18 protein-coding genes and 2 tRNA genes are annotated in these 21881 nt (G+C 50.3%); 17 read left to right on the forward strand and 3 right to left on the reverse strand.

Annotated elements, in window-relative coordinates:
- Window positions 1-50: 50 nt before the first annotated feature.
- The 17 genes from ftsH (at window position 51) to mtr (ending at window position 18753) form a co-directional block, all read left to right on the forward strand.
- Window positions 51-1988, forward strand: a complete 1938-nt coding sequence (gene ftsH / locus RHD99_RS02480; RefSeq protein ID WP_183270789.1) for an ATP-dependent zinc metalloprotease FtsH — start codon at window positions 51-53, stop codon at window positions 1986-1988.
- Between the two features lie 102 nt (window positions 1989-2090).
- Window positions 2091-2939, forward strand: coding sequence for a dihydropteroate synthase (gene folP, locus RHD99_RS02485; protein WP_309877329.1), 849 nt, complete (start codon window positions 2091-2093; stop codon window positions 2937-2939).
- The gene (gene glmM / locus RHD99_RS02490; RefSeq protein WP_183270787.1) at window positions 2932-4269 is read left to right on the forward strand and encodes a phosphoglucosamine mutase; all 1338 of its coding nucleotides are present in this window, start codon (window positions 2932-2934) and stop codon (window positions 4267-4269) included. Before folP ends, glmM begins: the two co-directional genes overlap by 8 nt.
- A 232-nt stretch (window positions 4270-4501) precedes the next feature.
- Window positions 4502-4831 (forward strand): preprotein translocase subunit SecG, encoded by a 330-nt coding sequence (secG, locus tag RHD99_RS02495; RefSeq protein WP_034459692.1) that lies wholly within the window; start codon window positions 4502-4504, stop codon window positions 4829-4831.
- Between the two features lie 45 nt (window positions 4832-4876).
- Window positions 4877-4963 (forward strand) — tRNA-Leu (locus RHD99_RS02500).
- A gap of 60 nt (window positions 4964-5023) precedes the next feature.
- Window positions 5024-5100, forward strand: a tRNA-Met gene (locus RHD99_RS02505).
- A gap of 210 nt (window positions 5101-5310) precedes the next feature.
- Entirely contained in the window at window positions 5311-5763 is a 453-nt protein-coding gene (rimP, locus tag RHD99_RS02510; RefSeq protein ID WP_270142661.1) for a ribosome maturation factor RimP, read from the forward strand.
- 27 nt (window positions 5764-5790) lie between these two features.
- A complete protein-coding gene (gene nusA, locus RHD99_RS02515; protein WP_183270784.1) occupies window positions 5791-7278 on the forward strand; it encodes a transcription termination factor NusA in 1488 nt (495 codons plus the stop codon).
- A 24-nt stretch (window positions 7279-7302) separates the two neighbouring features.
- Window positions 7303-9984, forward strand: a complete 2682-nt coding sequence (gene infB / locus RHD99_RS02520; protein WP_183270783.1) for a translation initiation factor IF-2 — start codon at window positions 7303-7305, stop codon at window positions 9982-9984.
- Between the two features lie 68 nt (window positions 9985-10052).
- On the forward strand, window positions 10053-10457 hold the full coding sequence (gene rbfA / locus RHD99_RS02525; RefSeq protein ID WP_034459684.1) for a 30S ribosome-binding factor RbfA: 405 nt from the start codon (window positions 10053-10055) through the stop codon (window positions 10455-10457).
- Window positions 10457-11401, forward strand: a complete 945-nt coding sequence (truB, locus tag RHD99_RS02530; protein WP_309877330.1) for a tRNA pseudouridine(55) synthase TruB — start codon at window positions 10457-10459, stop codon at window positions 11399-11401. The genes rbfA and truB overlap by 1 nt, the downstream gene beginning before the upstream one ends.
- A gap of 153 nt (window positions 11402-11554) precedes the next feature.
- Window positions 11555-11824: a 30S ribosomal protein S15 gene (gene rpsO, locus RHD99_RS02535; RefSeq protein WP_002434239.1), complete on the forward strand. Its 270-nt coding sequence runs from the start codon at window positions 11555-11557 to the stop codon at window positions 11822-11824.
- A 245-nt stretch (window positions 11825-12069) separates the two neighbouring features.
- Window positions 12070-14199, forward strand: coding sequence for a polyribonucleotide nucleotidyltransferase (pnp, locus tag RHD99_RS02540; protein ID WP_309877331.1), 2130 nt, complete (start codon window positions 12070-12072; stop codon window positions 14197-14199).
- A 117-nt stretch (window positions 14200-14316) separates the two neighbouring features.
- The gene (gene nlpI, locus RHD99_RS02545) at window positions 14317-15201 is read left to right on the forward strand and encodes a lipoprotein NlpI (protein WP_183270780.1); all 885 of its coding nucleotides are present in this window, start codon (window positions 14317-14319) and stop codon (window positions 15199-15201) included.
- A gap of 110 nt (window positions 15202-15311) precedes the next feature.
- Complete coding sequence (gene yrbN / locus RHD99_RS02550; RefSeq protein ID WP_183270882.1) at window positions 15312-15389, forward strand: protein YrbN; 78 nt, start codon at window positions 15312-15314, stop codon at window positions 15387-15389.
- Window positions 15382-17349, forward strand: a complete 1968-nt coding sequence (locus RHD99_RS02555) for a DEAD/DEAH family ATP-dependent RNA helicase (RefSeq protein WP_183270779.1) — start codon at window positions 15382-15384, stop codon at window positions 17347-17349. The genes yrbN and RHD99_RS02555 overlap by 8 nt, the downstream gene beginning before the upstream one ends.
- Window positions 17350-17508: 159 nt before the next feature.
- A complete protein-coding gene (gene mtr / locus RHD99_RS02560) occupies window positions 17509-18753 on the forward strand; it encodes a tryptophan permease (protein ID WP_309877332.1) in 1245 nt (414 codons plus the stop codon).
- A gap of 32 nt (window positions 18754-18785) precedes the next feature.
- On the opposite strand, the gene RHD99_RS02565 is transcribed toward mtr, so the two are convergent.
- The 3 genes from RHD99_RS02565 to ubiU form a co-directional block, all read right to left on the reverse strand.
- Window positions 18786-19796 (reverse strand): luciferase-like monooxygenase, encoded by a 1011-nt coding sequence (locus RHD99_RS02565; protein ID WP_309877333.1) that lies wholly within the window; start codon window positions 19794-19796, stop codon window positions 18786-18788.
- Window positions 19797-19899: 103 nt separating this feature from the next.
- Window positions 19900-20784: a U32 family peptidase gene (locus tag RHD99_RS02570; protein ID WP_445344422.1), complete on the reverse strand. Its 885-nt coding sequence runs from the start codon at window positions 20782-20784 to the stop codon at window positions 19900-19902.
- Window positions 20785-20792: 8 nt separating this feature from the next.
- Complete coding sequence (gene ubiU / locus RHD99_RS02575) at window positions 20793-21788, reverse strand: ubiquinone anaerobic biosynthesis protein UbiU (RefSeq protein ID WP_183270775.1); 996 nt, start codon at window positions 21786-21788, stop codon at window positions 20793-20795.
- Window positions 21789-21881: the final 93 nt, after the last annotated feature.

The following is a 21881-nucleotide window of genomic DNA, read 5'->3' on the forward strand; positions in this document are numbered from 1 at the left end:
GACGCTGTTTGTTAACACAGTTGTAATATGAGGTTAATCCCTTGAGTGACATGGCGAAAAACCTAATACTCTGGCTGGTCATCGCGGTTGTGCTGATGTCTGTGTTCCAGAGCTTTGGGCCCAGCGAGTCAAATGGCCGTAGGGTGGATTACTCCACTTTCCTGTCTGAAGTAAATCAGGACCAGGTACGCGAAGCGCGTATTAACGGACGTGAAATCAACGTTACCAAGAAAGATAGTAACCGATACACGACTTACATCCCCGTTAACGATCCTAAACTGCTTGATAACCTGCTGACCAAAAATGTGAAAGTAGTAGGCGAACCGCCTGAAGAGCCAAGCTTGCTGGCTTCTATTTTCATCTCCTGGTTCCCAATGCTATTGCTTATTGGGGTCTGGATCTTCTTTATGCGTCAAATGCAGGGCGGCGGTGGCAAAGGTGCCATGTCGTTCGGTAAGAGCAAGGCGCGTATGCTCACCGAAGACCAAATTAAGACCACTTTTGCTGACGTCGCAGGTTGTGATGAAGCAAAAGAAGAGGTCGCAGAACTGGTTGAGTATCTTCGTGAGCCGAGCCGCTTCCAGAAACTGGGCGGTAAAATCCCGAAAGGTGTGCTGATGGTTGGCCCTCCGGGTACCGGTAAAACCTTGCTGGCGAAAGCCATCGCAGGTGAAGCGAAAGTACCATTCTTTACAATTTCCGGTTCTGACTTCGTTGAAATGTTCGTGGGCGTGGGTGCATCTCGTGTTCGTGACATGTTTGAACAAGCTAAGAAAGCGGCACCTTGCATCATCTTCATTGATGAAATTGACGCCGTTGGCCGTCAGCGTGGTGCAGGTCTGGGCGGTGGTCACGATGAACGTGAACAAACGCTGAACCAGATGCTGGTTGAAATGGATGGTTTCGAAGGTAACGAAGGTATTATCGTTATCGCCGCAACAAACCGTCCTGACGTACTTGACCCAGCATTGCTGCGTCCAGGCCGTTTTGACCGTCAAGTTGTGGTTGGCCTGCCAGATGTGCGTGGCCGCGAACAAATTCTGAAAGTCCATATGCGTCGCGTACCGTTGTCTCCAGACATCGATGCAGCAATTATTGCACGTGGTACTCCAGGCTTCTCTGGTGCTGACCTTGCAAACCTGGTTAACGAAGCTGCTCTGTTTGCTGCCCGTGGTAACAAACGTGTGGTCTCGATGGTTGAATTCGAAAAAGCGAAAGACAAAATCATGATGGGTGCGGAACGCCGCTCCATGGTGATGACAGAAGCGCAAAAAGAATCCACCGCATACCATGAAGCAGGTCACGCGATTATTGGTCGCCTGGTTCCTGAACACGATCCGGTACACAAAGTGACAATCATTCCACGCGGTCGTGCGTTGGGTGTGACTTTCTTCCTGCCGGAAGGTGATGCGATCAGTGCCAGCCGTCAGAAACTGGAAAGCCAGATTTCTACGTTGTACGGTGGTCGTCTTGCTGAAGAGATTATTTATGGTGCTGAACATGTTTCTACTGGCGCGTCTAACGACATCAAAGTAGCAACATCCATCGCTCGTAACATGGTTACCCAATGGGGCTTCTCTGAGAAACTCGGTCCGTTGCTGTACGCGGAAGAGGAAGGTGAAGTGTTCTTGGGTCGTTCAGTGGCGAAAGCGAAACATATGTCCGATGAAACTGCGCGTATCATCGATCAGGAAGTTAAGCTGTTGATTGAGCGTAACTACGCTCGTGCTCGCCAGCTGCTGAATGAAAATATGGATATTCTCCACACCATGAAAGACGCATTGATGAAGTATGAAACCATCGATGCGCCACAGATTGATGATCTGATGAATCGCCGCGATGTGCGTCCGCCAGCAGGTTGGGAAGATTCAAACAACGGCAACAACAATTCTGACAACAATGGTACACCACGTGCACCGCGTCCGGTCGATGAACCGCGTACGCCGAATCCTGGTAATACAATGTCAGAGCAGTTGGGCGACAAATAAGTCGTAACTGCCGGATGTTAATGCAGTAATCTATTTAAACCCTGGGCTTGTCCCAGGGTTTTTTATTTTGGAAATAGCCTTAGTTAACACAAGGGAATCTCGATGAAACTCACAGCTCAGGGCAGCACGCTTGATCTTTCACATCCACATATCATGGGGATTTTGAACGTCACGCCAGACTCCTTTTCCGACGGTGGACAGCACAATTCGTTAGTGGAGGCCGTTAAACACGCTAACTTAATGATCAACGCAGGCGCGACGATTATTGATATTGGTGGTGAGTCGACGCGTCCTGGAGCGGCTGAAGTGAGCGTCGATGAGGAGTTATCCCGGGTCATTCCTGCCGTTGAGGCTATCGCGCAACGTTTTGAAGTCTGGATCTCAGTGGATACCTCCAAACCGGAAGTTATTCGTGAATCGGCGCGAGTCGGCGCGCATATCATCAATGATATACGTTCGTTGCAGGAGCCCGGTGCACTTGAAGCGGCCGCAGAAACCGGTTTGCCGGTTTGTCTGATGCATATGCAGGGCGAGCCTAAGAATATGCAGCAGGCGCCACATTACGAAGATGTCTTTGCCGATGTGAATCGATTCTTTATCGACCAAATTGCTCGCTGTGAAGCGGCTGGTATCGCAAAAGAAAAATTGTTGCTCGACCCAGGCTTCGGTTTCGGTAAAAATCTTACACACAATTACCAACTTTTGGCCCGACTATCCGAACTCCATCACTTTGGTTTACCATTGTTGGTGGGAATGTCGCGTAAATCAATGGTTGGCCAACTGCTTAACGTCGGGCCAGATCAACGCCTGAGTGGCAGCCTTGCTTGTGCAGTGATAGCCGCAATGCAGGGGGCTAATATCATTCGAGTTCACGATGTGAAAGAGTCAGTCGAAGCGATGCGCGTGGTGGAAGCCACACTTTCAGCGAAGGAAAAAAAACGCTATGAGTAACCGTAAATATTTTGGCACAGACGGCATTCGCGGTCGTGTAGGCGATTCCCCAATTACCCCTGATTTCGTCCTTAAACTTGGCTGGGCTGCGGGTAAAGTGTTAGCTCGTCACGGCTCACGTAAAATTATTATCGGTAAAGACACCCGTATTTCAGGTTATATGCTGGAGTCTGCGTTAGAAGCGGGCCTGGCGGCGGCGGGTTTATCTGCCTCATTCACCGGCCCGATGCCAACACCAGCTGTTGCTTATCTGACCCGCGCATTCCGTGCAGAAGCAGGGATTGTTATCTCCGCTTCGCATAACCCATTCTATGATAACGGGATTAAATTCTTCTCTATCGACGGCACTAAATTGCCTGATGACGTTGAAGAAGCCATTGAAGCTGAAATGGAAAAAGAAATCACGTGCGTGGATTCTGCCGAGTTGGGTAAAGCCAGCCGTATCGTTGATGCAGCGGGCCGCTATATCGAATTTTGCAAAGGCACTTTCCCGAACGAGTTAAGCCTTAATGGTCTTAAAATTGTCGTTGATTGTGCTAACGGCGCGACTTACCACATTGCACCAAATGTACTGCGCGAGTTAGGTGCCACTGTTATCCCTGTTGGCTGTGAGCCAAACGGCGTTAACATCAACGAAAAATGCGGTGCAACTGACGTGCGTATGCTTCAGGAGCGCGTGTTGGCTGAAAAAGCGGATATTGGTATCGCACTGGATGGTGATGGTGACCGTGTAATCATGGTGGATAACCTGGGCCATAAAGTTGATGGCGACCAAATCCTCTACATCATCGCTCGTGAAGGATTACGTCAGGGTCAATTGCGCGGTGGTGCAGTAGGCACGCTGATGAGCAATATGGGCCTCGAGTTGGCTCTTAAACAGTTAGGTATCCCGTTTGCGCGTGCAAAAGTGGGTGACCGTTATGTCCTGGAAAAACTGCAGGAAAAAGGCTGGAGAATTGGTGCTGAAAATTCAGGGCACGTGATTCTGCTGGATAAAACGACTACCGGTGACGGCATCGTTGCAGGTTTGCAAGTACTTACCGCGATGGTGCGCAACCACATGAGTCTGCACGATTTGTGCAGTGGAATGAAATTGTTCCCTCAGATTCTGGTAAACGTACGCTTTACTGCGGGTAGCGGCGATCCACTTGAGCATGACACAGTGAAGAAAACCACTGCAGAAGTGGAAGAAGCGCTGGGCAGCCGTGGTCGCGTGTTGCTGCGTAAATCCGGGACTGAACCTTTAATCCGCGTAATGGTTGAAGGGGAAGACGAAGCACTGGTTATCGAGTATGCAAATCGCATTGCTGATGCAGTAAAAGCGGTATAAAGCATTCGCGTGTGAATTGTGTGAAAAGGCGGCGTTTGTCGCCTTTTTTCTAAGCGAAAGTGCGTGTATTGCTGTTTTTTTCCGCAGTCAGCGAAATGTGAATAAATTGCCCTTGCGCAGATCGAAGGCTTTGGTTAGTATTCTCACCCGCTTCAGTGGGTAAACTTAAACGTATCCGCTTGACTGGTTTGAAGCTTTGGTATGCGGTAATACCGCAAGGAACAGGTTGATTATGTACGAAGCTCTTTTAGTTGTTTTCCTTATTGTAGCGTTAGGCCTTGTTGGTCTTATCATGCTGCAGCAAGGTAAAGGCGCTGATATGGGAGCCTCCTTTGGAGCAGGCGCTTCCGCGACACTGTTTGGTTCAAGTGGCTCAGGTAATTTCATGACCCGCATGACCGCTGTGTTAGCAACGCTGTTCTTTATCATCAGCCTGGTACTGGGTAACCTCAATACCAACAAAACCGATAAAGGAAGTGTGTGGGATAATTTAACTCAGCCAACAAAAACTGAGTCACAGCCAGCGGCACCTACCAAGCCGAGCAGCGATATCCCGCAGTAAGTTGTCAGCATTGATGCGGTAAGAATTGATTACCGTATCCAGAGTGCCGAGGTGGTGGAATTGGTAGACACGCTACCTTGAGGTGGTAGTGCCCGATTGGGCTTACGGGTTCAAGTCCCGTCCTCGGTACCAAAATATCTGCATTTCTTGCATTTTATGCAATATCGGCGTAATATTTGCCACGTTTTCGGACGCGGGGTGGAGCAGCCTGGTAGCTCGTCGGGCTCATAACCCGAAGGTCGTCGGTTCAAATCCGGCCCCCGCAACCACTTTCCCTGAGAGTTCTTTTTCAAATATACTGTGAACACCAGTTGGTGCCTCGCGAAGAATTTAGAAAAAAATTCTCCTGGATGGTGTCCGGGCCGCTGTTGCGGTATACAGGGTTCAGTTATATAAAGCCTCGATTTATCGGGGTTTTTTGTTATCTGACTTCAGAATAACTGGGCTATATGCCCTTTTTTCATTTCTTGGGGGTGGGCTTGTCCACATTAGAGCAAAAATTAACAGAGATGATTTCAGCACCGGTCGAGGCGCTGGGCTATGAATTGGTAGGGATCGAATTTGTTCGAGGTCGCCAATCCACGCTGCGCATCTATATTGATAGTGAAGCAGGCATCAATGTTGATGATTGTGCTGATGTCAGTCACCAGGTAAGTGCAGTACTGGACGTCGAAGACCCTATCACTGTGGCTTACAACCTGGAAGTTTCCTCACCAGGCCTTGATCGCCCAATGTTCTCAGCAGAGCATTACGTTCGCTTTACTGGCGAAGAAGTGAGCATTGTGTTGCGCATGGCCGTGCAAAACCGTCGTAAATGGCAGGGTATTATTAAAGCCGTAGAAGGTGAGATGATCACGGTTACGGTGGAAGGCAAAGATGAAGTGTTCGCGCTGAGCAACATCCAGAAAGCGAACCTGGTACCCCACTTTTAATAGTTTGGATTGAGGTGAAAACCCAGGATGAACAAAGAAATTTTGGCTGTTGTTGAAGCAGTTTCCAACGAAAAATCATTGCCGCGTGAGAAGATTTTCGAAGCGCTGGAAAGTGCACTGGCAACAGCGACGAAGAAAAAATACGAACAAGAGATTGATGTTCGCGTTAGCATCGATCGTAAAAGTGGTGACTTTGATACTTTCCGCCGCTGGGTCATTGTAGAAGAAGTTACCCAACCAACGCGTGAAATCACCCTTGATGCAGCACAATTCGAAGACCCAGCGCTGAATGTTGGCGAATACGTTGAAGACCAAATCGAATCTGTGACTTTCGACCGTATCACCACCCAGACTGCAAAACAGGTTATCGTACAAAAAGTACGTGAAGCTGAACGTGCAATGGTTGTTGATCAGTTCCGCGAACACGAAGGTGAGATCATCACCGGTGTTGTGAAGAAAGTTAACCGCGAGAACATCTCTTTGGATCTCGGAAGCAACGCCGAAGCGGTGATTTTGCGTGAAGATATGCTTCCGCGTGAAAACTTCCGCCCGGGTGACCGTATCCGCGGTGTGCTTTATGCTGTGCGTCCGGAAGCTCGCGGTGCTCAACTGTTTGTTAGCCGTTCCAAGCCTGAAATGCTGATCGAACTGTTCCGCATTGAAGTGCCGGAAATTGGCGAAGAAGTTATTGAAATCAAAGCCGCTGCTCGTGATCCTGGTTCTCGCGCGAAAATCGCTGTGAAAACCAACGATAAACGTATCGACCCAGTAGGTGCTTGTGTTGGCATGCGTGGTGCGCGTGTTCAGGCAGTATCTACAGAATTGGGTGGTGAGCGTATTGATATCGTGCTGTGGGACGATAACCCGGCACAATTCGTTATCAACGCTATGGCACCGGCTGACGTGGCTTCCATTGTTGTCGATGAAGACAAACATACAATGGACATCGCGGTAGAGGCAGGCAATCTGGCACAAGCAATCGGTCGTAACGGTCAGAACGTGCGCCTGGCAGCCCAACTGAGCGGCTGGGAACTCAACGTAATGACTGTTGATGACCTGCAAGCTAAGCATCAGGCTGAAGCACATGCGGCCATTGATACCTTTACCAAATACCTCGAGATCGACGAGGATTTCGCCACTGTATTGGTAGAAGAAGGTTTCTCCACTCTCGAAGAATTGGCATACGTGCCGATGAAAGAGCTGCTGGAAATAGATGGCCTTGATGAAGATACAGTGGAAGCATTACGTGATCGCGCCAAAAACGCCCTCACCACACTGGCATTGGCGCAGGAAGAAAGCCTGGGCGATAACAAACCTCAAGAGGATCTGCTGAACCTCGAAGGTATGGATCGCAATCTGGCCTTTAAACTCGCTTCGCGCGGTGTGAGCTCGCTTGAAGACCTGGCTGAGCAAGGTGTCGACGATCTGTCAGATATTGAAGGTTTAACCAACGAGAAGGCCGGTGAATTGATCATGGCTGCTCGCAATATCTGCTGGTTTGGCGGCGAAGCGTAATAAACTGTAGCAGGAAGGAACAGCATGACAGATGTAACCGTAAAAGCGCTGGCCGCAGAGATTCAGACCTCCGTGGACCGCCTGGTACAGCAATTTGCTGATGCAGGGATCCCTAAGGCTGCTGATGATTCTGTCTCGGCCCAGGAAAAACAAACCTTACTGGCGCACCTGAACCGTGAACATGGTTCCGCGCCGGATAAGTTGACATTACAGCGCAAAACGCGCAGTACTTTAAACATTCCAGGTACCGGTGGGAAAAGTAAATCGGTACAAATCGAAGTCCGCAAGAAGCGCACCTTTGTGAAACGTGATCCGCAAGAGACTGAACGTCTTGCCGCGGAAGAACAGGCGCAGCGTGAAGCGGAAGAGCAAGCCCAACGTGAGGCGCAGGAAGCTGCCAATCGTCAGGCGCAAGAAAAAGCTAAACGTGAAGCTGAAGAGAAAGCTAAGCGTGAAGCCGCTGATAAAGCGAAACGTGAAGCTGCGGAAAAAGACAAAGTGAGCAATCAAGACGATATGACGAAAAGCGCCCAGGCCGACAAAGCCCGTCGCGAAGCTGAAGCTGCAGAGCTGAAGCGTAAAGCGGAAGAAGAAGCCCGTCGCAAATTAGAAGAAGACGCCCGTCGTGTAGCTGAAGAGGCCCGTAAAATGGCTGAAGCTAACGCAGGTGTGTGGACGGAAGAAGAGAAAGTGGAAGACGATAAATCAGATTACCATGTCACCACCTCTCAGCATGCGCGCCAGGCTGAAGACGAAAACGACCGCGAAGTAGAAGCTGGCCGTACTCGTGCTCGTACTGCTACAACTAAAGCACCGCGCCAGAAGAAAGGCGGAAAACACGGCGAGTCTAAAGCTGACCGTGAAGAAGCTCGTGCTGCGGTTCGTGGTGGTAAAGGCAAGCGTAAACCAAGTTCACTGCAACAAGGCTTCAACAAGCCTGCTCAGGCAGTTAACCGTGACGTCGTCATCGGCGAAACCGTTACTGTTGCAGAACTGGCAAACAAAATGGCTGTTAAAGGCTCTCAGGTCATCAAAGCGATGATGAAACTGGGCGCTATGGCGACCATTAACCAGGTCATCGACCAGGAAACCGCACAGCTGGTTGCCGAAGAGATGGGCCACAAAGTTATCCTGCGTCGTGAAAACGAGCTGGAAGAAGCGCTGATGAGCGATCGTGATACTGATGCAGTTGCAGAATCACGTGCGCCGGTTGTTACCATCATGGGTCACGTTGACCACGGTAAAACCTCTCTGCTTGACTATATTCGTTCTACTAAAGTTGCGTCCGGCGAAGCGGGTGGTATTACCCAGCACATCGGTGCATACCACGTAGAAACTGACAACGGTATGATCACCTTCCTGGATACCCCAGGCCACGCAGCGTTTACTTCTATGCGTGCTCGTGGTGCTCAGGCAACGGATATCGTTGTTCTGGTTGTTGCTGCTGACGACGGCGTGATGCCACAAACTATCGAAGCAATCCAGCACGCAAAAGCGGCGCAGGTGCCAGTAGTTGTAGCAGTGAACAAAATTGATAAGCCAGAAGCTGATCCAGACCGCGTTAAGCAAGAACTGTCTCAGTACGGCATCATGCCAGAAGAGTGGGGCGGCGAAAGCCAGTTCGTACACGTATCTGCTAAAGCGGGCACGGGTATTGACGAACTGCTGGACGCAATCCTGCTGCAAGCTGAAGTTCTTGAACTGAAAGCAATGCGCAAAGGCATGGCAAGCGGTGTGGTTATCGAATCCTTCTTGGATAAAGGTCGTGGTCCGGTAGCAACTGTTCTGGTTCGTGAAGGTTCTCTGAACAAAGGCGACATCGTTCTTTGTGGCTTCGAGTATGGCCGTGTTCGTGCAATGCGTGACGAAATGGGTCGTGAAGTTGCAGAAGCAGGTCCGTCTATTCCTGTTGAAATCCTGGGTCTGTCCGGTGTTCCGGCAGCGGGTGATGAAGTAACAGTTGTTCGTGATGAGAAGAAAGCTCGTGAAGTTGCTCTGTATCGTCAGGGTAAATTCCGCGAAGTTAAACTGGCTCGCCAGCAGAAATCTAAACTGGAAAACATGTTCGCCAACATGACCGAAGGCGAAGTGTCCGAAGTGAACATCGTGCTGAAAGCCGACGTTCAGGGTTCTGTTGAAGCGATTAGCGATTCCTTGCTGAAACTGTCTACTGATGAAGTTAAAGTTAAAATCATCGGTTCTGGCGTAGGCGGTATCACTGAGACTGACGCAACACTGGCTGCAGCATCTAACGCTATCCTTGTTGGCTTCAACGTCCGTGCTGATGCATCTGCACGTCGCGTCATTGAGTCAGAAAGCCTGGATCTGCGTTACTACTCCGTCATCTACCATCTGATCGACGAAGTGAAAGCGGCAATGAGCGGCATGCTGTCTCCGGAACTGAAACAACAGATCCTCGGCCTGGCCGAAGTTCGCGATGTGTTCAAATCGCCGAAATTTGGCGCCATCGCAGGTTGTATGGTTACCGAAGGTGTGGTCAAACGTCACAACCCAATCCGTGTACTGCGCGACAACGTGGTTATCTATGAAGGCGAGCTGGAATCCCTGCGCCGCTTCAAAGATGACGCTAACGAAGTTCGTAACGGTATGGAATGTGGTATCGGCGTGAAGAACTACAACGATGTACGTGTTGGTGATGTTATCGAAGTCTTCGAAATCATCGAAATCCAGCGTACTATCGCCTGATATCAGCCGAGTACATAGCTAATATCTTTAGGGGGCCGAGCGCCCCCTGATTTTATGGAGAATTTATTATGGCGAAAGAATTTGGTCGCCCACAGCGTGTTTCTCAGGAATTGCAGAAAGAAATCGCAATCATCCTGCAGCGCGAAATTAAAGACCCGCGTCTGGGCATGATGACCACCGTTTCTGGTGTCGAAGTGTCGCGCGATCTGGCTTATGCCAAAGTGTTTGTTACGTTCCTGAACGACAAAGACGAACAAGCTGTGAAAGAAGGCATCAAGGTTCTGCAAGATGCGTCTGGCTACATTCGCTCTTTGCTGGGTAAAGCAATGCGCTTGCGCATCGTGCCTGAATTGACTTTCTTCTACGATAACTCGTTAGTTGAAGGCATGCGCATGTCGAATCTGGTTTCAAACGTCATCAGAAACGATGATGAGCGCCGTGTAAACGATACGGATGACAGCAAGGAGGATTAATGAGTCGTCCTCGTCGTCGTGGTCGTGATATCCACGGAGTATTGTTGTTGGATAAACCTCAGGGGTTATCTTCTAACGATGCGTTGCAGAAGGTTAAGCGTATTTATAACGCTAACCGTGCCGGCCATACCGGAGCGCTTGACCCGCTTGCAACGGGAATGTTGCCGATTTGCCTCGGTGAAGCGACGAAGTTCTCACGCTATTTGTTGGACTCCGATAAGCGTTACCGTGTTATTGCCCGCCTGGGGCAACGTACTGATACCTCTGATGCCGATGGCACCGTGGTTCAGGAACGTCCGGTCACCTTTACCGAGCAAGAACTGGCAACTGCGTTAGAAAGTTTTCGTGGCGAAACTCAGCAAGTCCCATCGATGTACTCCGCACTGAAATATCAAGGCAAACCGCTTTATGAATATGCGCGCCAGGGTATCGAAGTGCCGCGTGAAGCACGATCCATCACTGTCTACGAATTGTTGTTTATTCGCCATGAAGGGAATGAACTGGAACTGGAAATTCACTGCTCTAAAGGGACATATATTCGCACTATCACCGATGATTTAGGTGAGAAGCTCGGATGTGGGGCCCACGTGACTTTCCTGCGCCGTCTGGCGGTGAGTAAGTATCCTGTCGAACGCATGGTGACGCTTGAGCAACTGAATGCGTTGCTTGAGCAAGCACAAGAGCAAGGTATTGAGCCATCCGTGCTGTTAGATCCCCTGCTGATGCCAATGGACAGTCCTGCTTCGGATTTCCCAATCGTGAATTTGCAACCTGCTGTTGCGGGTTACTTCAAGAATGGGCAACCGGTGCAAGTATCTGGTAGCCCAGCAGAAGGGCTTGTCCGAGTCACCGAAGGTGATGAAGGCAAATTTATCGGTATGGCTGAAATTGATGATGATGGGCGTGTAGCGCCTCGTCGTCTGGTCGTAGAGTATCCCGTCTGACATTTGTAGTTGCCTTGCGATAACAGGTTGCTACAGGTAAAATGGCGCGGCTTAACATTCTCACCATTGTTTTACAGCGGTGGGAATGTGCACTGGAGTTGCTGAATTAGAGATCGGCACTCTCTCTTTTTATCTATAATTTTGGAGTTGAAAATGTCTCTAAGCGTTGAAGCTAAAGCTAAAATCGTTTCTGAGTTTGGTCGTGGTACTAACGACAGCGGTTCTACTGAAGTTCAGGTTGCACTGCTGACTGCACAGATTAACCACCTGCAAGGTCACTTTGCAGAGCACAAAAAAGATCACCACAGCCGTCGTGGTCTGCTGCGTATGGTTTCTCAGCGTCGTAAACTGCTCGACTACCTGAAGCGTAAAGATGTAGCACGTTACACCAGCCTGATCGAGCGTCTGGGTCTGCGTCGCTAAGTCTTGCGAGTTTCAGAAAAAGGGGCCTTTTAAGGCCCCTTTTTTCAACCATATGGCAGCAATTCTATGGAAACTAATGTATTGTTGCAGGGTGTGATCTTTATTGCAGAGGTTCGCGCGGCTAATGAGAGGCTTTATCCGCAGGGGCGGGTCAGGGTTGTCATTAGTCGCGAGGATGCGATTTAGATCGGGTTAAACGTAGCGCGTGCAATCACCTGCTACCAAAGATTATTAAGGATATTATTTTGCTAAATCCGATTGTCCGTAAATTCCAGTACGGTCAACATACGGTCACTATTGAGACCGGTATGATGGCTCGCCAGGCTACCGCAGCAGTAATGGTAAGCATGGATGACACTGCTGTATTCGTGACCGTTGTTGGTCAGAAAAAAGCGAAAGCAGGTCAAGACTTCTTCCCGCTGACTGTTAACTATCAGGAGCGTACTTACGCTGCTGGTCGTATCCCAGGCAGCTTCTTCCGTCGTGAAGGCCGTCCAAGTGAAGGCGAAACACTGATCGCGCGTCTGATTGACCGTCCAGTGCGTCCGCTGTTCCCGGAAGGTTTCGTTAACGAAGTACAGGTTATCGCAACTGTCGTTTCTGTGAACCCACAAGTTCACCCAGACATCGTTGCAATGATCGGTGCTTCTGCAGCTCTGAGCCTGTCTGGTATTCCATTCAATGGCCCAATTGGTGCAGCACGTGTTGGTTATATCAATGACCAGTATGTTCTGAACCCGACTGCTGACGAACTGAAAACCAGCAAACTGGACCTGGTTGTTGCCGGTACCGAAGGTGCTGTGCTGATGGTTGAATCCGAAGCTGAACTGCTGAGCGAAGACCAGATGCTGGGTGCTGTAGTATTCGGCCACGAACAACAGCAGGTTGTTATCCAGAACATCAATTCCCTGGTTGCTGAAGCTGGCAAACCACGTTGGGATTGGCAGCCAGAAGCTGCTAACGAAGCGCTGAATGCGCGTGTTGCAGCACTTGCTGAATCTCGCTTGAGTGATGCTTACCGTATCACTGACAAGCAAGAGCGTTACGCACAAGTCGATATCATCAAGTCTGACGTTATCGCTGCTTTGTCAGCTGAAGACGAAACCATTGATGCTGGTGAAGTGAGCGACATTCTGCACGCTATCGAGAAAAACGTTGTTCGTAGTCGTATTCTGGCGGGTGAACTGCGTATCGATGGCCGCGAAAAAGACATGATCCGTGGTCTGGATGTGCGTACTGGCGTTCTGCCACGTACTCACGGTTCTGCACTATTCACCCGTGGTGAAACTCAGGCGCTGGTTACAGCAACTCTGGGTACCGCTCGTGATGCGCAGAATCTGGATGAGTTGATGGGCGAACGTACCGACAACTTCCTGTTCCACTACAACTTCCCTCCGTACTCTGTAGGCGAAACCGGTATGGTCGGTTCACCTAAGCGTCGTGAGATTGGTCACGGTCGTCTGGCTAAGCGTGGCGTACTGGCTGTTATGCCAGATGCTGACCGCTTCCCATACACTGTACGTGTCGTGTCTGAAATTACCGAATCTAACGGTTCTTCTTCCATGGCTTCCGTATGTGGTGCTTCTCTGGCACTGATGGATGCAGGCGTGCCAATCAAAGCCGCTGTAGCCGGTATTGCGATGGGCCTGGTTAAAGAAGGCGAAAACTTTGTCGTTCTGTCTGACATTCTGGGTGATGAAGACCACCTGGGCGACATGGACTTTAAAGTTGCTGGTAGCCGTGAAGGTATCTCTGCACTGCAGATGGATATCAAAATTGAAGGTATCACCCGCGAAATCATGCAGGTGGCTCTGAACCAGGCTAAAGGTGCGCGTCTGCATATCCTTGGCGTGATGGAACAAGCTATCAATGCTCCGCGTGGCGACATCTCTGAGTTCGCTCCACGTATTCACACTATCAAAATCAACCCAGACAAGATCAAAGACGTGATCGGTAAGGGTGGCTCTGTGATTCGTGCGCTGACCGAAGAAACCGGTACGACTATCGAAATCGAAGATGACGGCACAGTGAAAATCGCTGCGACCGATGGCGACAAAGCGAAATTCGCAATTCGTCGTATCGAAGAGATCACTGCTGAAATCGAAGTTGGACGTATCTACAACGGTAAAGTAACTCGTATCGTTGATTTCGGTGCATTCGTTGCGATTGGCGGCGGTAAAGAAGGTCTGGTACACATTTCTCAAATCGCTGATAAGCGCGTAGAGAAAGTGACTGACTACCTGCAAATGGGTCAAGAAGTTCCAGTTAAAGTACTGGAAGTTGATCGCCAGGGCCGTGTACGTCTGAGCATCAAAGAAGCAACAGAGCAGTCAACAGCCGAAAGCGCAGCACCAGCTGCACCTGAAGCTGAGTAAGCGATACCGATTAAACTCTCCATGGCGACATGGAGAGTTATTTATTACGGGGCAGGGAGTCTCGTTTTAGAGCCGGTGGACAGGACGTCATCCATTAGTTGTCTTCGGGAGTGGGAAATGAAGCCTTTTTTGCGCTGGTGTTTCGTTGCGACAGCTCTCACGCTTGCAGGATGCAGCAACTCTGCCTGGCGTAAAAGCGAAGTCCTGGCGGTACCATTGCAGCCGACTTTGCAGCAAGAAGTCATTCTTGCACGCATGGAACAGATACTTGCCAGCCGGGCTTTAACCGATGATGAACGCGCGCAGCTTTTATATGAGCGCGGAGTGTTGTATGATAGCCTCGGCTTGCGGGCTCTGGCGCGAAATGATTTTTCACAAGCGTTGGCAATCCGCCCCGATATGCCTGAAGTATTCAATTACTTAGGCATATATTTAACGCAGGCAGGCAATTTTGATGCTGCCTATGAAGCGTTTGATTCTGTACTTGAGCTTGATCCAACTTACAACTACGCGCATTTAAATCGCGGTATCGCCCTCTACTACGGTGGTCGTTATCGTTTAGCGCAAGATGATCTGCTGGCGTTTTATCAAGACGATCCCAACGATCCTTTCCGTAGTCTGTGGCTCTATCTTGCCGAAAGCAATTTAGATGCAAAGCAGGCTAAAGTGGCGTTACAACAGCGCCTCGATAAATCGGATAAAGAGCAATGGGGATGGAACATTGTCGAGTTCTACCTGGGGAACATTAACGAAGCTACGTTAATGGAACGCCTCAAGGCGGACGCAACGGATAACACCTCGCTCGCTGAGCATCTCAGTGAAACCAACTTCTATTTAGGTAAGTACTACCTAAGTCTGGGGGAAAAGGACAGCGCCACGGCACTGTTCAAGTTAGCGGTCGCTAACAACGTACACAACTACGTTGAGCATCGTTATGCATTGTTGGAATTAGCGCTCTTGGGCCAGGAGCAAGATGACCTGGCAGAATCGGACCAGCAATAGCTGACGAACATCGATCAGCCCATAAACTTTTTTATTAAAGTCATCACCTTAACGGGTGAGGGCGTTTTTGTTCGTTAATCAACCAAATTTGAGCCGGTTCACACTTTTCAATGAAAATTGCAGGTCAATTTCACGATGAGTTACGTAGACTGGCCGCCATCAACGAGGCACATGTACTACATGACTGATATCATCGAAACTACTACCATCGAAACTACTTTTACCGATCTGGGGCTGAACGCCTCCATCCTTAAAGCCCTGAACGATCTGGGTTATGAAAAACCATCTCCAATCCAGGCAGAATGTATTCCACAACTGCTGGCTGGCCGCGATGTACTGGGTATGGCCCAGACGGGTAGCGGCAAAACTGCAGCGTTCTCTTTACCGTTGCTGCATAACCTTGATCCAGAGCTGAAAGCACCACAAATCCTGGTGCTGGCACCGACCCGCGAACTGGCGGTTCAGGTTGCTGAAGCCATGACGGATTTCTCTAAACATATGCACGGCGTAAACGTTGTGGCCCTTTACGGTGGGCAGCGTTATGACGTGCAACTGCGCGCCCTGCGTCAGGGACCACAAATTGTTGTTGGTACCCCAGGCCGCCTGCTTGACCACTTAAAACGCGGTACGCTGAACCTGTCTAACCTGAAAGGTCTGGTACTGGACGAAGCAGATGAAATGCTGCGTATGGGCTTCATCGAAGACGTTGAAACCATCATGGCTCAGATCCCAGAAGGTCATCAGACCGCTCTGTTCTCTGCAACTATGCCAGAAGCGATTCGTCGTATTACTCGTCGTTTCATGAAAGATCCACAGGAAGTTCGCATTCAATCTAGCGTAACGACTCGTCCGGACATCAGCCAGAGCTACTGGACTGTGCACGGTATGCGTAAGAACGAAGCGCTGGTTCGTTTCCTGGAATCTGAAGATTTTGATGCGGCGATCATTTTCGTACGTACCAAAAACGCAACTCTGGAAGTGGCTGAAGCGCTGGAACAAAGCGGCTATAACAGCGCAGCATTGAACGGTGACATGAACCAGGCACTGCGTGAGCAGACTCTGGAGCGTCTGAAAGATGGTCGTCTGGACATCCTGATTGCAACCGACGTTGCGGCCCGTGGCCTTGATGTTGAGCGTATCAGTCTGGTTGTGAACTACGACATCCCAATGGACTCCGAATCTTACGTTCACCGTATCGGTCGTACCGGTCGTGCGGGTCGTGCTGGCCGTGCGCTGCTGTTCGTTGAGAACCGTGAGCGTCGTCTGCTGCGTAACATCGAACGCACCATGAAGCTGACTATTCCTGAAGTAGAGCTGCCAAACCGTGAACTGCTGAGCGAGCGTCGTCTGGCTAAGTTCGCAGCTAAAGTTCAGCAGCAACTGGAAAGCAGCGATCTGGATCTGTACCGTGGCCTGCTGGCAAAAATTCAGCCTACCGCTGAAGAAGAGCTGGATATGGAAACGCTGGCAGCAGCATTGCTGAAAATGGCACAGGGCGAACGTCCTCTGATCCTGCCACCAGATGCGCCGATGCGTCCACGTCGTGAATTCCGTGAACGTGATGAGCGTTTCGAACGTTCAGATCGTGCTCCACGTGGCGACCGTGCACCACGCGGTGATCGTCCAGAGCGTTCAGATCGTCCACAGCGTGATGGCGATGCACCACGTCGCGAACGTCGTGATGTTGGCGATATGGAACTGTACCGCATTGAAGTTGGCCGTGATGATGGTGTTGAAGTTCGTCACATTGTTGGCGCTATCGCTAACGAAGGCGACATCAGCAGCCGTTACATCGGTAACATCAAGCTGTTTGGTACCCACTCCACCATCGAGCTGCCAAAAGGCATGCCAGGTGAAGTTCTGCAGCACTTTACCCGTACTCGTATTCTGAACAAACCAATGAATATGCAGCTGATGGGTGATGCACAACCACGTACTGACCGTGGTGGCGAACGTCGTGGCGGTGGTGCTGGTCGTGGTTTCGGTGGCGGTGAACGTCGTGAAGGCGGTCGCGGTCCACGTCGTGATGGTCCTGGTGCTGGTACTGGCGCACCACGTAGCTTCAGCGGCGAACGTCGTGAAGGCGGTCGTGGCCCACGTCGTGAAGATGGCTCAGCTCCGGCTCGTCGTCGTACCACTGAAGCATAATTGACAGAAGTTTATGCCTGCTGTTAATCAGCAGGCAGTGATAAAAATCCTGGTTAATGCAACCGGGATTTTTTTTATCCAAATTGTACTCATGTACTGGTACAATGTTGCGCAGTAAACCTGTCGCTTCGACAGCCGTTCATTGTTTCAGGGATTCGTATGGCAACCTTATCGACCACTCAGGCATCGCCCTCTATATTTGGCGGGGTTATGATTATTGGCGGCACAATTATTGGTGCAGGGATGTTTTCCCTGCCGGTGGTGATGTCCGGTGCGTGGTTTTTCTGGTCTTTAGCGGCATTGCTTGTGACCTGGTTTTGCATGCTGCACTCGGGTTTGATGATTCTGGAAGCCAACCTAAATTACCGCGTGGGCTCAAGCTTTGACACCGTGACCAAAGATCTGCTGGGTAAAGGCTGGAATCTGATTAACGGCCTTTCCATCGCCTTTGTCCTGTATATCCTGACCTACGCCTACATCTCGGCAAGCGGCTCAGTGATTCATCACACACTGGGCAAAATGTCTGTCGATTTCCCCGCACGATTTGCCGGTCTGATTTTTGCTCTCGTGGTGGCCTTTATCGTTTGGCTCAGCACGCGCGCAGTGAGTCGTATGACGACGATAGTGCTCGGTGCAAAAATCCTGACTTTTTTTATGACGTTCGGAGGGTTGATGTGGCATGTCGAACCCGCAACGTTGCTGGATAGCAAAGCGATAAATCCAAGCTATCTGCCGTACCTATTTATGACGCTACCATTTTGCCTCGCCTCGTTTGGTTATCATGGCAACGTGCCGAGTTTGATGAAGTATTACGGCAAAGATCCTCAGACCATCAAACGCTGCCTTATCTGGGGAACGCTGATGGCGCTGGGGCTGTACGTCATTTGGTTGATTGGCAGTATGGGGAATATTCCGCGCAGCGACTTTATCGCCATTGCGGATAAAGGCGGAAATATCGATGTGCTGGTCGGTGCATTGAGTGGCGTGTTAAACAGCCGCGCGTTGGATTTGCTGCTGATCGTTTTCTCCAACTTTGCCGTTGCCAGCTCATTCCTTGGCGTGACGCTAGGTTTATTCGATTATCTCGCTGACTTATTTAAGTTCGACGACTCACCGCTTGGGCGTCTGAAAACGGCATTAGTGACATTTATTCCGCCAATGTTGGGTGGCGTTATCTGGCCTGACGGTTTTATTTATGCGATAGGTTTCGCGGGTTTGGCCGCAACTATCTGGGCGGCAATCGTTCCAGCACTGCTGGCAAAAGCCTCACGTAAGAAGTTTGGCAGCCCGATTTATCGTGTGTGGGGTGGGAACAAAATGATTGTACTGATACTGATCTTCGGTGTGACGAATGCTGTGATTCATATCCTGTCGAGCTTCGATCTGTTACCGGTCTATCATTAAATTTTTCGCCCCTCAATCGAGGGGCGAAATCATCAACCCATTAAACTCTCATAAACATCCATTGCTAAATCAAACGAATGCAGTCGGGCTTCTGTATCAAAGATCTGGCCGTTAACCATAATTTCATCGGCCTTAGTTTCTCGCAGCAATGAAATCAGCCCGTGACGAACTTTCGCTTTGTCACCGACCAGCGACATGCTAAGTGCCTGCTGTACGCCATACTGTTCCGCCGGGCTCCAGAAGCTATCCATGTTTTCAATCGGCGGAGGCAACTGTCCCGTTTCCCCACGGCGCAATTTCACGAAGGCTTGCTGCATCGAGGTAAACAAAAACTCGGCGTCGCGGTTGCTGTCGGCCGCAATAATATTAATGCAAACCATCGCATACGGCTTTTCAAGGCGCGCAGAGGGTTTAAATTGGGCGCGGTAAAGTTGAAGCGCCTGGAACAACATATCTGGCGCAAAGTGAGACGCAAAGGCAAATGGAAGCCCAAGCTGTGCCGCCAACTGTGCGCTGTAAAGGCTTGAGCCTAACAACCAGACAGGGATTCTGGTGTTGTAACCAGGGACCGGACGAACGGCAGGATTCGGATCGGTGGCATCAAACCAGGACACCAGCTCGCTCACATCGCGGGGGAAATTATCAATATCCCCACTCATATGGCGTCGGAGCGCCATCATGGTGCGCTGATCGCTACCCGGCGCGCGGCCTAATCCCAAATCGATACGCCCGGGATAAAGAGTTTCCAGGGTGCCAAACTGTTCAGCAATGACCAAAGGTGAATGGTTTGGCAGCATCACGCCGCCAGAACCCAGACGTAAAGTTTCGGTATTTGCCGCCAGATAGCCAATCAGTACTGACGTAGCTGCGCTGGCAATCCCGGTCATGTTGTGGTGTTCAGCCAGCCAGTAGCGGTGATATCCACGCTTTTCAGCAAGACGAGCTAAATCCAGCGAGCGATGAAACGCGTCGCGAGGCTGAGAGCCTTGTGGGATAGGGGCTAAATCGAGTAAAGAGAACGGAACTTGGGCAGATTCAGACATAACGGCTCACTTTGTTAGACGAAGTGGGTAACTTCGTTTGCTGATAATTAGGCTCAGTATTGCCGAAAATTATCAACAATTAAGTAACAAAGTGAGCCTTTTATCAGCTCTGAGTAACTAACTCTAAACCAGCGACGCGACGCCAGTAGCCATTACAATCGCTCTGCGCGGCCAGTGACAAAGGTGCGCTGCCATTTTCATTTTTACGAAATGCTTCCAGAACGCGCAATGTTTCCATACCCATCGGGGATAAACGCACCATATCGACCAAACCTTTCATCGATGTCAGTTCGTTACCGAGGTTGTAAACATAACCGCTCATGGTCTGAATGCCGTTAAGCACAAACACTTGCTGATTTTCCTGGGAAAGCATGTTGCGCCCGACAGGATATTTAATGCAGCAGGTTTCGCATTCATCTTTTGGCTTGTCTTCTGAACGCGCGGTAAAGCAACGAGCGGAATAGGCCAGTGGTAAATGACCGTAGCTGAGAACTTCCACTTCAAACTTGTTGCGGATGCCCAATTCGTCGCACTGAATGAGCATGTTTGCCAGCCAGTCTCGCGACAACTCAACCGGCATACACCAGCGAACCATGCCTTGCTTGAGCAGCAAGCGCAGAGTCACTGCGTTGTAGCAGTTAAGCGCATGCCCTGCGACAAACGGAAGCTTGCGTTCTGCTGCCATGTTCACCGCGCCCAGATCATTGGCTTCAATTAAGAATTCACCGTTCTCGACGTAGCGTTTGAGTTCGTTCAACTCAGACGGTGCCTGAACCAGTGCTAAAGTGGAAAGCACCACTTGCTTGCCCTGGCCGGCCAGGCTTTTCGCCATATCCAGCCAGTCACCGGTTTTGGTGGCACGACGTTTGCTGCAAACAGACTCGCCAAGATAAATAGTTTCAGCACTGCTTTTAACGGCAGACTGGTAAAATTTTTCCAGCGTCTCTTTTGGCCAATAATACAGCACCGGCCCTAACGAATATTTCATGGGATTTCCTACTGCCATTTACGGTGATAGGCACCGAGAGTGGTTTGCGTGCCTTCGGCCATCGCCCCTAATGCTTCCATCCATGCCGGTTGTGCACGGTAATTTTCCGGACTGGCCATGCAAAGGTCGATTGCCTGCCGCCACACTTTGGCGACCTGGCTGACATACGCCGGGCTACGCTGACGGCCTTCAATTTTCACCGAGGCAATATTGGCGGCTAATAATTCAGGTAGCAGCTCAAGCGTATTCAGACTGGTTGGCTCTTCTAGCGCGTGATATTTCTGGTCATCGACAAGATAGCGCCCTTTGCAAAGCGTCGGATAACCGGCATTTTCGCCGTCCTGATAGCGGTCAATCAATACATCATTAAGACGTGACTCCAGACCTTGTGGGGTTTGCTGCCAACGAACAAAGCGAGCGGGTGAGCATGCGCCCACGGTGTTCGGTGATTCACCGGTCAGATAAGAAGAGAGATAACAACGGCCTTCAGCCATGATACACAGGCTACCGAAAGCGAAAACCTCCAGCGGAACCGGGGTCACTCGGGCTAACTGTTTTACCTGATGGATGGATAGCACGCGTGGCAGAACGACACGAGCCACATCGAAATGGCGATGATAAAAACGAATCGCTTCTTCATTGGTGGCGGAAGCTTGCACCGAGACATGGCGTTCAATATGTGGATAGCGTTCAGCTGCGTACTCAAGCATAGCGAGATCAGCCAAAATGAGGGCGTCGGCTCCGAGTTGCGCTGCCATATCCACTGCTCGTTGCCAGCGCACATAGCCGTCAGGGTGCGCGAACGTATTGATAGCGATATGCAGTTTACGGCGATGTTGATGCACGTAACTCACCGCTTCTTGCAGCTTCTTCTCCGTGAAATTTAGTCCAGCAAAATGGCGGGCGTTGGTATCATCTTTCAGACCAATGTAAACCGCGTCGGCACCATTATCGATGGCCGCTTTCAACGCCGGTAAGTTTCCGGCTGGGCAAAGCAACTCCATAATTTATCCTGAATCATCGGGAAACCTCAGAGGTAACCCATGCCGCCCATGTAAGGGGCAGCAAAATTGTTAACGAACTGGGATTTTAGTTAA

The sequence above is a fragment of the Buttiauxella selenatireducens genome (assembly GCF_031432975.1).
In the GTDB taxonomy this organism is placed as follows: domain Bacteria; phylum Pseudomonadota; class Gammaproteobacteria; order Enterobacterales; family Enterobacteriaceae; genus Buttiauxella; species Buttiauxella selenatireducens.

What these genes read in the sequence shown, in the direction of transcription:
- yrbN (WP_183270882.1), top strand. Translation starts at nt 15,312, where the DNA reads ATGAAAATTGCAGGTCAATTTCACGATGAGTTACGTAGACTGGCCGCC.
- secG (WP_034459692.1), top strand. Translation starts at nt 4,502, where the DNA reads ATGTACGAAGCTCTTTTAGTTGTTTTCCTTATTGTAGCGTTAGGCCTT.
- infB (WP_183270783.1), top strand. Translation starts at nt 7,303, where the DNA reads ATGACAGATGTAACCGTAAAAGCGCTGGCCGCAGAGATTCAGACCTCC.
- folP (WP_309877329.1), top strand. Translation starts at nt 2,091, where the DNA reads ATGAAACTCACAGCTCAGGGCAGCACGCTTGATCTTTCACATCCACAT.
- RHD99_RS02570 (WP_445344422.1), bottom strand. Translation starts at nt 20,784, where the DNA reads ATGAAATATTCGTTAGGGCCGGTGCTGTATTATTGGCCAAAAGAGACG.
- nlpI (WP_183270780.1), top strand. Translation starts at nt 14,317, where the DNA reads ATGAAGCCTTTTTTGCGCTGGTGTTTCGTTGCGACAGCTCTCACGCTT.
- ubiU (WP_183270775.1), bottom strand. Translation starts at nt 21,788, where the DNA reads ATGGAGTTGCTTTGCCCAGCCGGAAACTTACCGGCGTTGAAAGCGGCC.
- rpsO (WP_002434239.1), top strand. Translation starts at nt 11,555, where the DNA reads ATGTCTCTAAGCGTTGAAGCTAAAGCTAAAATCGTTTCTGAGTTTGGT.
- mtr (WP_309877332.1), top strand. Translation starts at nt 17,509, where the DNA reads ATGGCAACCTTATCGACCACTCAGGCATCGCCCTCTATATTTGGCGGG.
- glmM (WP_183270787.1), top strand. Translation starts at nt 2,932, where the DNA reads ATGAGTAACCGTAAATATTTTGGCACAGACGGCATTCGCGGTCGTGTA.
- RHD99_RS02565 (WP_309877333.1), bottom strand. Translation starts at nt 19,796, where the DNA reads ATGTCTGAATCTGCCCAAGTTCCGTTCTCTTTACTCGATTTAGCCCCT.
- ftsH (WP_183270789.1), top strand. Translation starts at nt 51, where the DNA reads ATGGCGAAAAACCTAATACTCTGGCTGGTCATCGCGGTTGTGCTGATG.
- truB (WP_309877330.1), top strand. Translation starts at nt 10,457, where the DNA reads ATGAGTCGTCCTCGTCGTCGTGGTCGTGATATCCACGGAGTATTGTTG.
- rbfA (WP_034459684.1), top strand. Translation starts at nt 10,053, where the DNA reads ATGGCGAAAGAATTTGGTCGCCCACAGCGTGTTTCTCAGGAATTGCAG.
- RHD99_RS02555 (WP_183270779.1), top strand. Translation starts at nt 15,382, where the DNA reads ATGACTGATATCATCGAAACTACTACCATCGAAACTACTTTTACCGAT.
- nusA (WP_183270784.1), top strand. Translation starts at nt 5,791, where the DNA reads ATGAACAAAGAAATTTTGGCTGTTGTTGAAGCAGTTTCCAACGAAAAA.